This window comes from Oceanobacillus caeni (genome assembly GCF_042678465.1).
Lineage (GTDB): Bacteria > Bacillota > Bacilli > Bacillales > Amphibacillaceae > Oceanobacillus > Oceanobacillus caeni.
In genome coordinates, this window is the sequence record NZ_JBHTKV010000035.1 from 14,776 (window position 1) to 27,564 (window position 12,789).

11 protein-coding genes are annotated in these 12,789 nt (G+C 34.6%); 1 reads left to right on the top strand and 10 read right to left on the bottom strand.

Features of this window, described 5'->3' with window-relative positions; genetic code table 11:
* Positions 1-19 precede the first annotated feature (19 nt).
* From dnaJ to gpr, 9 genes are all read right to left on the bottom strand, one after another.
* Positions 20-1,138, bottom strand: coding sequence for a molecular chaperone DnaJ (gene dnaJ, locus ACFQ18_RS16350; protein ID WP_204798687.1), 1,119 nt, complete (start codon positions 1,136-1,138; stop codon positions 20-22).
* A gap of 263 nt (positions 1,139-1,401) precedes the next feature.
* Positions 1,402-3,237, bottom strand: coding sequence for a molecular chaperone DnaK (gene dnaK, locus ACFQ18_RS16355; protein WP_047183788.1), 1,836 nt, complete (start codon positions 3,235-3,237; stop codon positions 1,402-1,404).
* 30 nt (positions 3,238-3,267) lie between these two features.
* The gene (gene grpE, locus ACFQ18_RS16360; protein WP_047183787.1) at positions 3,268-3,822 is read right to left on the bottom strand and encodes a nucleotide exchange factor GrpE; all 555 of its coding nucleotides are present in this window, start codon (positions 3,820-3,822) and stop codon (positions 3,268-3,270) included.
* A 148-nt stretch (positions 3,823-3,970) separates the two neighbouring features.
* On the bottom strand, positions 3,971-5,002 hold the full coding sequence (gene hrcA / locus ACFQ18_RS16365) for a heat-inducible transcriptional repressor HrcA (protein ID WP_047183786.1): 1,032 nt from the start codon (positions 5,000-5,002) through the stop codon (positions 3,971-3,973).
* A gap of 76 nt (positions 5,003-5,078) precedes the next feature.
* Positions 5,079-6,245, bottom strand: a complete 1,167-nt coding sequence (gene hemW, locus ACFQ18_RS16370; RefSeq protein ID WP_047183785.1) for a radical SAM family heme chaperone HemW — start codon at positions 6,243-6,245, stop codon at positions 5,079-5,081.
* Between the two features lie 71 nt (positions 6,246-6,316).
* The gene (lepA, locus tag ACFQ18_RS16375; RefSeq protein WP_204798686.1) at positions 6,317-8,125 is read right to left on the bottom strand and encodes a translation elongation factor 4; all 1,809 of its coding nucleotides are present in this window, start codon (positions 8,123-8,125) and stop codon (positions 6,317-6,319) included.
* Positions 8,126-8,362: 237 nt separating this feature from the next.
* Positions 8,363-8,710 (bottom strand): hypothetical protein, encoded by a 348-nt coding sequence (locus tag ACFQ18_RS16380; protein WP_204798685.1) that lies wholly within the window; start codon positions 8,708-8,710, stop codon positions 8,363-8,365.
* 13 nt (positions 8,711-8,723) lie between these two features.
* Positions 8,724-9,881: a stage II sporulation protein P gene (gene spoIIP, locus ACFQ18_RS16385; protein WP_204798684.1), complete on the bottom strand. Its 1,158-nt coding sequence runs from the start codon at positions 9,879-9,881 to the stop codon at positions 8,724-8,726.
* A gap of 107 nt (positions 9,882-9,988) precedes the next feature.
* Entirely contained in the window at positions 9,989-11,110 is a 1,122-nt protein-coding gene (gene gpr / locus ACFQ18_RS16390; RefSeq protein ID WP_145523467.1) for a GPR endopeptidase, read from the bottom strand.
* A gap of 247 nt (positions 11,111-11,357) precedes the next feature.
* Here gpr and rpsT point away from each other — a divergent pair, with 247 nt between their 5' ends.
* Positions 11,358-11,624 carry a 30S ribosomal protein S20 gene (gene rpsT / locus ACFQ18_RS16395; protein ID WP_060668327.1) on the top strand — a complete coding sequence of 89 codons (267 nt, stop codon included), beginning with the start codon at positions 11,358-11,360 and terminating at the stop codon, positions 11,622-11,624.
* 34 nt (positions 11,625-11,658) lie between these two features.
* Here the strand turns inward: rpsT and holA are convergent, their stop codons facing one another.
* Positions 11,659-12,678 (bottom strand): DNA polymerase III subunit delta, encoded by a 1,020-nt coding sequence (holA, locus tag ACFQ18_RS16400; protein ID WP_204798683.1) that lies wholly within the window; start codon positions 12,676-12,678, stop codon positions 11,659-11,661.
* Positions 12,679-12,789 lie beyond the last annotated feature (111 nt).

Consider the following 12,789-nt stretch of genomic DNA (forward strand, 5'->3'; position numbering starts at 1 on the left):
CAATCCAATATAAATTGAACTAGTTTTTAAAAGCATTTCTAAAACGTTTAAAAATGGAATTATCCTGTTCTTCTGTTGAATCGTTCCCACCTAATTCATTAAATTCTCTGATTAAGTCTTTTTGCTTTTCCGTTAAATTCATTGGAGTTACTACCCTAACTTTGATAATTTGATCTCCTTGGCCGCGTCCACGTACATTTGGCGCTCCTTTTCCTTTTAGGCGAAACATCTTTCCTGTCTGGGTTCCAGCAGGTACTTTTAATTTCACTTTTCCATGTACAGTCGGTACCTCTAACTCATCGCCTAACGCTGCTTGAGCAAAATTTATTGGTAGTTCACAATGGATGTCGTCCCCTTCACGTTCAAAGAAGTCATGATCCCTAACATGAATAACGACAAATAAGTCACCTGCAGGACCACCATTAATTCCTGGTTCCCCTTTTCCAGCTACACGTATTTGTTGTCCTTCATCTATACCTGCGGGGATATTGATATGGATTTTTTTATTTTTCTTCACACGACCGTTTCCACCACAAGTATTACATTTTTCCTTAATCAACTTCCCAGAACCATTACAATAATGACAAACTCTGCGGTTTACGACTCTGCCAAAAGGTGTATTCTGTTCTTGGTTCAATTGACCGCTACCATGACAATGGGAACAAGTTTCAACTTTTGTCCCAGGTTTTGCCCCTGATCCATGGCACGTTTCGCAAGTTTCTTCTTTTGGAACACGTATATCCATTTCCTTCCCAAAAATGGCTTCATGGAATTCTAACACGACGGAGTACTGTAAATCATTTCCTTGTTGTGGCGCATTAGGATCTCGTCTTCTTCCACCACCAAAGAACATATCAAAAATATCACCAAAACCACCAAAGTCTTCTGCTCCTCCAAAGCCTCCAAAACCTTGACCGTTAGTCGCCGAATGGCCGAATTGATCATATTGGGCACGTTTATTTTCATCACTTAAAACTTCATATGCCTCTTTTACTTCCTTGAATTTTTCTTCAGCATCTTCTTCTTTACTTACATCAGGGTGATATTTTCTTGCTAACTTCCGATAAGCCTTTTTTATTTCTTCTTTTGATGCGCCTTTGTCAATTCCTAATACCTCATAATAATCTCGCTTACTCACAGTAATTCACTCTCCCGACACACTTTAGCATAGATTTTATATTATCATCATTTTGCTTATAATGGCAAATATCCTATTTTAAAAACTTGGCTTCGCTATTAGGCTTTAGCTAATGCCAAAGTTGGACTTATGCAGATCTGTACGGTGGGGCGTGTAACCGGAGCCCCAAACGGGAAAGTTTCTATACTTTCCTATCTGCCTAAAAAAGTCAAAGCCAAGATAGCCCTGACTTTGACTTTTATTTAAAATAAATATATTACAAATTACTTATTGTCTTTATCATCATCAACTTCTTGATAATCTGCATCTACAACATCGTCATCTGCGTTATTTGAGGTTTGTTCACCTTGACCTTGAGCCGCTTGTGCTTGAGCTTGCTCATATAATTTTACAGAGAGTTGTTGTACTTTTTCTTGTAACGATTCTTTCTTCGCTTTAATTTGCTCTAAATCATTTCCTTCTAAAGCTTTTTTCAACTCTTCCTTAGCAGTTTCAGCTTCTTGTTTTTCACTATCAGAAACTTTATCTCCAAGGTCTTTTAATGTCTTATCTGTTGTAAATACAAGTTGATCAGCCTCGTTACGAAGATCTACTTCTTCACGACGTTTTTTATCTTCTTCTGCATTTTCTTCTGCTTCTTTTACCATACGATCAATTTCTTCATCAGAAAGACCAGAAGATGATTGGATAGTAATAGATTGTTCTTTGTTTGTTCCTAAATCTTTCGCACGGACATTAACAATACCATTAGCATCAATATCAAAAGATACTTCAATTTGAGGTACACCTCTTGGTGCAGGTGGAATATCAGTTAATTGGAAGCGACCAAGCGTTTTGTTATTAGCTGCCATTTCACGTTCCCCTTGCAACACATGGATATCAACAGCCGTTTGATTATCTGCAGCAGTTGAGAATACTTGTGAATGGCTTGTTGGGATTGTTGTATTACGTTCAATTAATTTTGTAAATACTCCACCCATTGTTTCAATACCAAGTGAAAGTGGTGTAACATCTAGTAATAATACGTCTTTCACATCACCTTGAAGTACTCCACCTTGAATAGCAGCTCCTAATGCTACAACTTCATCAGGGTTAACTCCTTTAGATGGCTCTTTCCCAATCTCATTCTTAATTGCTTCTTGCACTGCAGGGATACGAGTTGAACCACCTACAAGAATAACTTTATCAATATCACTATTGGAATAACCAGCATCAGATAAAGCTTTGCGAGTAGGGACCATGGTACGCTCTACCAATTCAGAAGATAATTCTTCAAATTTTGCACGAGATAGACTCATTTCCAAGTGTAAAGGTCCAGCTTCTCCAGCTGTAATAAATGGTAATGAAATTTGCGTTTGGGTTACACCAGATAAATCTTTTTTCGCCTTTTCTGCTGCATCTTTTAGACGTTGAACAGCCATTTTATCAAGGGATAAGTCAATTCCATTTTCCTTCTTAAATTCTTCCACTAAATAATCAATGATTACTTGGTCGAAATCATCTCCACCTAGACGATTATCACCAGCAGTAGCTACAACTTCAAAAGTTCCATCTCCGATATCAAGGATAGAAACATCAAATGTACCACCACCAAGGTCAAAAACTAAAATTGTTTGATCTTGATCATCCTTATCAATACCATATGCTAAAGCTGCGGCAGTTGGTTCGTTAATAATACGTTCTACTTCAAGACCAGCAATTCTACCAGCATCTTTTGTTGCTTGACGTTCAGAATCATTAAAATACGCTGGTACAGTAATAACCGCTTTATCTACTTTTTCACCAATATAATCTTCAGCATACGATTTAATATGTTGTAAGATAATAGCTGAAACCTCTTGTGGCGTATAATCTTTCCCTTCAATGGTTTCTTTATAATCTGTTCCCATATGACGTTTAATGGATTGGATAGTATTTGGATTCGTTATCGCTTGACGTTTTGCAACTTCCCCAACTTGTCTTTCTCCATTTTTAAACGCCACTACAGATGGAGTTGTACGGTTTCCCTCAGGGTTAGGAATAACTACCGCTTCTCCTCCCTCCATAACAGATACACATGAGTTTGTTGTTCCTAAGTCAATTCCTATTATTTTGCTCATTGTAATATTTCCTCCTTAACTACTAGAAGCTTATTTATTTACTTTTACCATCGCAGGTCGAATCACCCGGTCATTTAACATATACCCTCTTTGCAATTCTTCTACAATTTTATCCGATTCAATAGAGTCATCTTCTACTTGCATGACAGCATGGTGAAGATTCGGATCAAAGTCTTTTCCTTCTGTCTCAATTATTTCCACACCCTGGGACTTTAATGCTTCTATGAGTTGCTTGTGTACCATCGTAATCCCATCAATTAAGCTTTTTGTTTCCTCAGTAACTTCTACTTGTAATGCACGTTCAAAATTATCAATAGCAGGTAATAGTTCTTGAACTAAATCTTGAGCTTTATATTTTCTATCTGCTTCACGTTCTTTAAGCGTGCGTTTCTTATAATTATCAAATTCTGCTTGCAGTCTTAACAGTCGATTATATATTTCTTCTTTTTCTGATTGTAGTAGATTAATTTTTTCTTCTAATTCGTTAGTAGATTGTTCATTGTTAGTCTCAACAGGTTCATTATCAACTTGTTTATCTTGTTCTTCCACTAATTCTGCATCCACTGCATTATTCTTTTCTTCCATTATTGCCACCTCCATTTTTAAGATTCCATCAGCTGTTTTTGTTCAAAAATCACACTAATGTAAAACAAATTTATTTTTATATTTAAATAATCATAAGCAACCACAAGGAATGTGGCAGGTATACCCTACCACATTCTAAGCAAAAATCCTATTCAGAAGTCTTATACCATTTATAAAGAGCTTCTGATAATTCCTTAGATAAACTTGATAATAGTGATATAACCTTTTTATACTCCATTCGAGTAGGTCCTAATAGAGCTATAGTCCCCATTTGGTCTTTACCAAGTTGATAGGTTGCAGTTATTAAACTTAGATCCTTTATTGCTTCAACCTTATTTTCGTTACCAATGGAAACACCGATACCATCTTTTTTACTTTTTAATAAATTAGCTATTTCATTTTCATTTTCAATCATGGAATAGAATGATCTTATTTTATCAACATCATTAAATTCTGGTTGCATTAATATATTAGATTTTCCACCAATATATACTTTCACTGGATTACTTTGTGAAATAATAGCCTGTAAATAATGCTGAGAAGATCCAAAGTCATCTATATAACGTTTTAAAAGACCAACTATCTCCTTTTGAAAAACTTCCTCTAATCGAATGATAGGAACACCTTTTAATCGATCATTTAAGATATTAACTACTTTTTCTAGATCAGACAAATCAATTTTCCCTGGGACTGTAAAGGAACGATGCTCTACATGCCCCGTATCTGTCACTAAAATGGCAACAGCTGTATGGGTGGATAAAGGCAATATTTCCAATTGTTTTAATTTCGTTTCACTTAATTCTGGACCTAAAATAATAGAAGTATAATTGGTTAATTCAGATAACACCTCAGCAGACATTTGAACAATTTGTTCAAACTCATAAATACCCTCTTTCATTATGTTTCGGATAATCCTAATATTTTGTTCACTCGATAAAGGAGCGATAAGATGATCCACATAATATCGGTACCCTTTTTCAGAAGGGATTCTCCCTGAGGATGAATGTGTTTTCTCTAAAAATCCCATATCCTCTAGATCTGCCATATCATTTCTTATTGTAGCAGCACTGTATGGAATACTTCCTTTTTTAGATAGGGCACGGGAGCCAACCGGATGGGCAGTTTCGATGAAGTCATCAATAATTATTTGTAATACTAATAATTGCCTTTCTGTTAGCATTTTGATCACCCCTGTTAGCACTCGTATCATTTGAGTGCTAATACTAATAATAAATTATCAAATCCCATATTTTTTGTCAATAAATCCGTTGTAAATCAGAATCTTCTAACATAAATTCTTCAAATACTTTATTTGCTAAAAGTAGACCACTTTCCGTTAAATATAGTGTTTCATTGTTTACGTATAATAAATCCATTTTAATAAACTTTTTTATTTGTTCTTTAAATAATAAATCTAAGGTGAACCCAAATTTAGCCTGGAATTGTTTTTTACTTAATCCTTCCATTCTTCTTAGACCCAAAAATATTTCTTCCTCAATGTTTTCCTTAAGCGTAATGCGTTCTTCTTCTAAAATTGGATGTCCATCTTTCATTGCTTTCTTAACATAAGCTGGCAAAGGACGTAAATTGGTTATTCTTCTTCCAGGCAAATACCCATGCGCGCCTGCACCAAAGCCATAATAATAGTCATTACTCCAATAATTTAAATTATGTTTACTTTCAAACCCAGGCTTTGCAAAATTACTAATCTCATATTGGTGAATACCGTTTCCGTTCATTGTACTCCTAAGAATCTGATACATTTCTATTTCGGCTTCTTCGGTTGGACGGTTGAGTTGTCCTTTTTTATGTTTTAAATAAAAAACCGTTTTTGGTTCAATTTGTAACCCATAAGTCGCATAATGCGGTAGGTCAAATTGTAATGCTAAATCTAATGAATGCTGAAACTGTTCGACTGATTGATTTGGTAATGCATACATCAAATCAAGGCTTATATTGCTAAAATGATATTGGCGGAACAAATCTACGGTTTTATAAACATCTTTGACACGGTGGACCCTACCAATTTCCTTTAGTAGTTGATCGTCCATTACTTGCACTCCAAAAGAAATTCTGGAAACACCATTTTCTTTTAATAATTTTGCCTTTTCTTGATCGATATCTCCTGGATTCACTTCAATTGTAAATTCCTCACAAGAATCCATGTCAAATTTTTTGTTTAAAAACTCAAGTAAAAATTTCAATTGCTTATAATTTAGCGCTGTAGGTGTACCACCACCAATATATAATGTCCGTACGTTATTATATTTCCCTTTGATATTCATATTTATTTCATTTATTAACGCATCTATATATTCCGTTGCCAACTTTTCATTATAGAAAAACTTAACAAAATCACAATAATGACAGATTTGCGTACAGAAAGGAATATGAATATATACGGATTGAACTTCTTGTTCCATTTTTATCATCTCCTAATTAACAAAGACAAAAAGGAAAACCTAGTCCCCTAAGTTTTCCCCTTCGTTAGACCTTAATCTTCTCCCATTTCGAGTACCGCCATAAACGCTTCTTGCGGTACTTCAACGGAACCGACCATTTTCATCCGCTTTTTACCTTCTTTTTGTTTCTCCAACAATTTACGTTTACGTGAGATATCTCCACCGTAAAGTTTTGCAGTTACATCTTTTCTTACTGCTTTAATGGTTGAACGTGCAATAATTTTATTCCCGATAGCAGCTTGAACCGGAACTTCAAATTGCTGTCTCGGAATTAATTCCTTTAATTTATCTACTATTTGTTTCCCACGAGTATAAGCAAAATCATGATGAACAATAAAGGATAAAGCATCAATCGTATCACCATTAAGTAAAATGTCCATTTTAACTAGTTTTGATGGTTGATAGCCGATTAACTCGTAATCAAAGGATGCATATCCTTTTGTTTGTGATTTCAATTGATCAAAGAAATCATACACTATTTCAGAAAGCGGAATATGGTAAATAACATTGACACGAATATCATCTAAATACTGCATATCGATGAAGTTCCCGCGTTTTTTCTGGGAAATCTCCATTACTGCCCCAACATAATCATTAGGAACCATTATTGTAGCTTTAACATATGGTTCGCTAATTTCTTGTATTTTTTGTGGATCTGGCATTTCAGATGGGTTATCTACAGAAATCGTTTCACCGTCTGTCTTCTCTACTTCGAAAATAACGCTTGGAGCAGTTGTAATTAGATTAATATTAAATTCCCTTTCAATACGCTCTTGGATGATTTCCATATGCAATAATCCTAGGAATCCGCAACGAAAACCAAATCCTAACGCTTGTGACGTTTCAGGCTCATATTGAAGTGATGAATCATTTAACTCTAGTCGCTCTAATGCTTCTCTTAAATCGTTATAATCATTTGAATCAACAGGATAAAGGCCACAGTATACCATGGGATTTAAACGACGATACCCAGGTAAAGCTTCCTCTGCGGGACGATTGGCATTGGTAATCGTATCCCCTACATGAATATCCCCTACACTCTTGATAGAAGCCGTTATAAACCCAACATCCCCTACTGTGAGTTCATCACGTGAAGTAGCTTTCGGTGTAAATACTCCGACTTCATTTACTTCGTATTCCTTATCTGTCGCCATCATTTTTATTTTATCGCCAACTTTAATGGAACCTTCTTTTATACAAACATAAGCAATTACACCACGGTAGGAATCATATAAAGAATCAAATATAAGTGCTTTTAGAGGTCCATTTTCATCACCAGCCGGCTCTGGAACTACTTCAACAATTCTTTCTAAAATATCCTCAATACCGATATTAGCTTTTGCTGATGCTAAGATGGCATCGTCACCATCAATTCCGAGAACATCCTCTAATTCTTGTTTAACTCTATCAGGATCCGCACTTGGTAGGTCAATTTTATTGATTACAGGAATAATTTCTAAATCATTTTCCATTGCTAAATATACGTTAGCTAGTGTTTGTGCTTCAATTCCCTGTGCTGCATCGACTACAAGAATGGCACCTTCGCAAGCTGCAAGGCTTCGGGATACTTCATACGTAAAATCTACGTGTCCAGGTGTATCAATTAAATGAAAAATATATTCTTCTCCATTTTTACTAAGATATTTAAGTTGTACTGCGTTTAATTTAATGGTAATACCACGCTCACGTTCCAGATCCATCCCATCGAGAAGTTGTTCCTTCATTTCTCTTTTAGAAACAGTTTGCGTATTTTCTAAAATTCTATCAGCCAATGTAGATTTTCCATGATCGATATGCGCTATTATTGAAAAATTACGTACCTTTCTTCTTTTGCTCCCCATTCTATTGCTCACTCCTACAAATTCTATAGAGGTTCTTCATACAGTTATTCAAACATCAGACTATTGGAAAACTTGGCATTCGCTATTTAGTTCGGCGAATGCCTTGGTTGCACTTATTCAGTAAGAAAGTTTTATACTTTCCCATCTGCCAAGAATAATCAATAAAGTTGATTATAGCAATTGAATGTGGGATATTCAATCAAGAACGTATATTATCCTCCATACATTTTAGCTTTATCAAAAAAATATGTCAGCTACATGATACATGATTCCGACTACTACTTCATAAAACCCTTGAACGCTTGTTTCGAGGAATGAAGCTGTTTTCTGGGTTAAGTGGAATTCGTTTTCCATCATCATAAGGTCCTGATCTACTGTTGATGACACATTTTCTTGATTTACCGTTTCTATATCTTTTTCTGTAATTATTTTTTCTTCTACTAACTTTTCTTCTATTTCATTTCCATTTATTACATTTTCATTCGATGCCTTACTTATTTCTTCACCACTTTGATTTATCCCATATAACGTTCCAGATAGAAAAAAAACAGCCAATAGTAACACTGTTATAAGAGCACGGACCATTTATACTTCCCCCTTAAGAATCCCCTTCAACGGACTCAGCATCCCAATAATATTTACTAAACACTTCTGCAAAAGCATCAGCTGAACGATACATTTCATCTAAATTATTTTCCGGTCCACCAAATTCAATTAATAGTGCATTTTCTGATAAGTCCTGGTTGAAGATTCCATTTGTCCCTGATCCACCTTTTCTTAGTACACCGCGACTCAATCCTGGGTATTTCTCCTCTAATAAATAATGCAATTCAGTTGCTAGCTGTAAATTCTTTTCAAATTTAGGGTGGTCTTCACCAACAACAAAAATAATTCTAGCGTAATCTTTTCCTTCCATTTCCTTTGTGGTGTGCTTTCTATTCAATGCATCCCGATGTAAATCAAAAGAGAATTGTATATCTTTATTAGCAGCAAATGCTTCTTGAACAACACCTCTAGAAGCTTCATAGGATTGCCAATATTCCATTCCTTTTTCATCTAAAAGATTTCCTATATCTTTATCTTCTACTTCTGCACCTATTCCTTTTGCCTCTAAAGATTTAGCTAATCTGTCACTTACCATAGTAATATTCACTTTGGAATGGTGTGCTTGATCAGGATCGTTTACATCTGGTAAATGAGGTAGAAAAGATTCTCGGTTATGTGAGTTATAGATATAAACGACTTTTCTATCACCTGTTGATTGTGAATTCTCCTCTTCTTTTACCTCATCTTCTTCCGTCTCTACAATTGCCTCTCTATCTTTTAATACTTCTTCTAATGGAGGAGAAGATTCATAAGGGAGGTTTGTATAATCTGTTCCTTCACCTGCAATTAAGATTTGACTATCATAGATGGAGAAACCAGGAATTTCATTACCTAATAAGCTTCTCGGATCCTTTGGTTTAATACTTGTTGCTACTTGAAATAACGAAGATGACCAACTAGGTAATGGGGTCTCTTCCGGAAAAGCCTGATTAAAAGCTCTATTTTCCATTCCAAGTAAATGGAGAAAAACAGAGCCATCTATATCGTTTGTCCATTTTGTTATCGTACCTGAAGATATACGATAAGCTGGTTGAATAGTAGTTAATAATCCAATTAGCACAAATAAAACGATAACACTCGTTAGATATAATCCACCTTTTTTATAAAAACGAAACGGACGGTTCTTTGGAAATTTACTTTTGGAACTCATTCTTCCACCTCTTTCTAATGGCACTCCTAGTAAAATCTATGAGAACCAGTTAGAAAGTAGAACACTTTTCGTATCCTTTCTATCAAAAATAATAGGGAGATCATTTATCATCTAGAGTACTGGGCGAAATTAGTGACATCTACTTTTTCATGTAATGCAGCGTTAATTCCTTCTGCAATAAGATTTGCCATATCAATCATAAAACCATCTACTTCTTTTGGGGTAACCATAAGATTATGTCCTAGTGGAGTTAATACTTCTTGAATTAATTTACGTTTTTCTTCCTCCGATAAAGTACCGACAATCCCCATAAAGGTTTGTCTTTTTTGTTCATCTGGAAGATCTTCATCCGTAAATTCCTTTCCCCCAAATGCCATTCCGGCTGGGGCTAATGCTTTAGATGGTCTATCTTTTTCATTCCACTCTCTACCAAAATGTTTTAAAATAAAATCTATCGTATCACTTGTTATTGTAACGGCATCTACTACTGTTGGTACACCGACCGCGATTACCGGAACCCCTAAAGTTTCTTTACTCAATTCCTTCCGTTTATTACCAACACCAGATCCGGGGTGGATACCTGAATCCGAAAGCTGTATCGTCTCATTAATTCTTTCAATCGACCTGGAAGCTAATGCATCAATCGCAATAATAAAATCAGGTTGAAATTTTTCTACAATACCAAAAATAATATCACTTGTTTCTATACCTGTAACCCCCATTACCCCTGGTGTTACAGCAGCTACTGGACGATACCCTTCTGCAACAGATTCAAATTCAAGTCTAAATAAATGACTTGTTACTAACGTTTTTTCTACAGCCATCGGTCCAAGTGCATCGGGTGTAACATTCCAATTACCAAGGCCAACAATTAATCCCGTTCCATCCCTTGGGATTTCATTTTTTTCTACTAATGTTTCGAGTTCACGAGCAAGGACCTTTGCTGCAACTTCCTGACGTTTCGTATCCTGTCTTTTGACCCCATCAGCATATATAGTTACATAAGAACCGGGTTTCTTACCTACTAATTTTGCTCCCTCTTCATCAATATCAACATAAGATATTTTAACACCCTCCTGATCTCTTTCTTTAAACGTTACGCCTTTTATTTCTTCTGATTTTTTTTTCTGTTTCTTTTTTTGCTCCGACTTTACATACATATCTCTCGCTTCAACAGCTAAATCTGTTCTTACCTGGTATACTTGTTCTTGTTCATTGTTATTTCGCATACGATGACATTCCTTTCCCATTTTCTTATTATTAGAATGAACAATTTAGCAAAAACAATACGATTTCTTGTGAAGGGTTGTTTAATATAATTATTAAAATTTTATCCGCATGTAAGAAATTTATTGAAAAGAGAGAGTTCCTTTGGTAAAATATCATTTGTTAACCTGTAAGTAATAAATGGTAGACTCTATAAACATAAATTGAAAAATGAAAGTCTTACCGTGTCCTATTTAGGAGGTGAAATACATGGCAAATATTAAATCTGCGATTAAACGTGTTGACATTAATAATAAAAAACGTTCAGCTAACCAATCTCAAAAATCTGAAATGCGTACTGCTATTAAAAATGTAGAAAAATTAGTAGAAGCTAAAGATATTGATGCTGCAAAAACAGCACTTACAGCTACTGTTAAACAAATTGACAAAGCTGTACAAAAAGGGATTATCCATAAAAATAATGGAAACCGTCAAAAATCACGCTTAGTGAAAAAAGTAAATAGTATTACTGCTTAACTAAAAAAACGATCCAGTTGGATCGTTTTTTTAGTTAAGCAACATTTATTAAATCATATAAAAGAAGTTCAAACGAAAGTTGTTTATCCATATTCCCTTGCTTCATCACAGCATCTGTATTCGCTAATTTATCTATAATACTCTCTAATTTTTGAACCGAAAATTGTTTTTCCCTGCTTAAAGCAATCTTAATAACATAAGGGTGAGCCCCTAACTGCTTCTGCATTTGAAATTGGGTATAGCCTTTTTGCTTTAACAATTTCACGCGTAATATCGTTCTAAATTGGAATGCAAGTAACCCAATTAACGCGATAGGTTCTTCATTCATTTTTTCTAAATCTTTAAAAATAGAAATTGCTTTATGTAAATTTCTATCTATAACGGCATCAACTAATCTTAAAGAGGAAATATTGGATGTATGGGAAATGAGATTTTCTACTACTTCTTTTGTAACAAGACCTCCCTCACCGACAAACGTAGAAAATTTCTTTAGTTCACTTTCCAATAATTGTAAATTAGTTGATAATTCGTTTTCAATTATTTCTACTGCATCACGCTCAATTGTAATATGAAATTGACTTGCTAAAGATTGGATCCAACTTGATACATCTTTTTCTTTAATTGGTTCACAATTTACATATTTAGCGTGTTTTTTAAGTACTTTACTAACTTTTTTTCGTTCATCTATTTTTTCATACGGAGCAATTATTACAAAAATGGAATAGTCAACTGGATTTTCCAGATATGTTATAAGGCTATCCAAATCATGTTCAAAAGGAGTTTTGTCGGGTTTTGCTTTTAAAAATACCGGGTTTGAAGCAATAATTAATTTTTTTTCACCGAAAAAAGGATATGTTTCAACATCCCCTACTACTTCTTGAATTGGAACTTCCTCTAAATCATAGGTAGATAAATTTTCCTTATCTTCTCCAAGTACCCGAATGATAATTTCTTTTTTAATATTTTCAATAAAAAAATCCTCTGATCCATATAGCAAGTATACTGGAGCGATTTTATTCGTTTTTAGTTCTTTTAATACTTCTAGATATGACATTTATATACACCATTACTTTCTAAAATTGAACTTTTGTAACCGTCAAGTAGGATTAAACGATTTTCCACAAATAAGGTTCAACAGTTTCCCACAATTATGATTCAACACCTT

Coding starts and splice junctions, on each gene's coding strand:
- gpr (WP_145523467.1), bottom strand. CDS start 11,110: ATGCGAAATAACAATGAACAAGAACAAGTATACCAGGTAAGAACAGAT.
- hrcA (WP_047183786.1), bottom strand. CDS start 5,002: ATGCTAACAGAAAGGCAATTATTAGTATTACAAATAATTATTGATGAC.
- grpE (WP_047183787.1), bottom strand. CDS start 3,822: ATGGAAGAAAAGAATAATGCAGTGGATGCAGAATTAGTGGAAGAACAA.
- ACFQ18_RS16380 (WP_204798685.1), bottom strand. CDS start 8,710: ATGGTCCGTGCTCTTATAACAGTGTTACTATTGGCTGTTTTTTTTCTA.
- spoIIP (WP_204798684.1), bottom strand. CDS start 9,881: ATGAGTTCCAAAAGTAAATTTCCAAAGAACCGTCCGTTTCGTTTTTAT.
- holA (WP_204798683.1), bottom strand. CDS start 12,678: ATGTCATATCTAGAAGTATTAAAAGAACTAAAAACGAATAAAATCGCT.
- hemW (WP_047183785.1), bottom strand. CDS start 6,245: ATGGAACAAGAAGTTCAATCCGTATATATTCATATTCCTTTCTGTACG.
- lepA (WP_204798686.1), bottom strand. CDS start 8,125: ATGGGGAGCAAAAGAAGAAAGGTACGTAATTTTTCAATAATAGCGCAT.
- rpsT (WP_060668327.1), top strand. CDS start 11,358: ATGGCAAATATTAAATCTGCGATTAAACGTGTTGACATTAATAATAAA.
- dnaK (WP_047183788.1), bottom strand. CDS start 3,237: ATGAGCAAAATAATAGGAATTGACTTAGGAACAACAAACTCATGTGTA.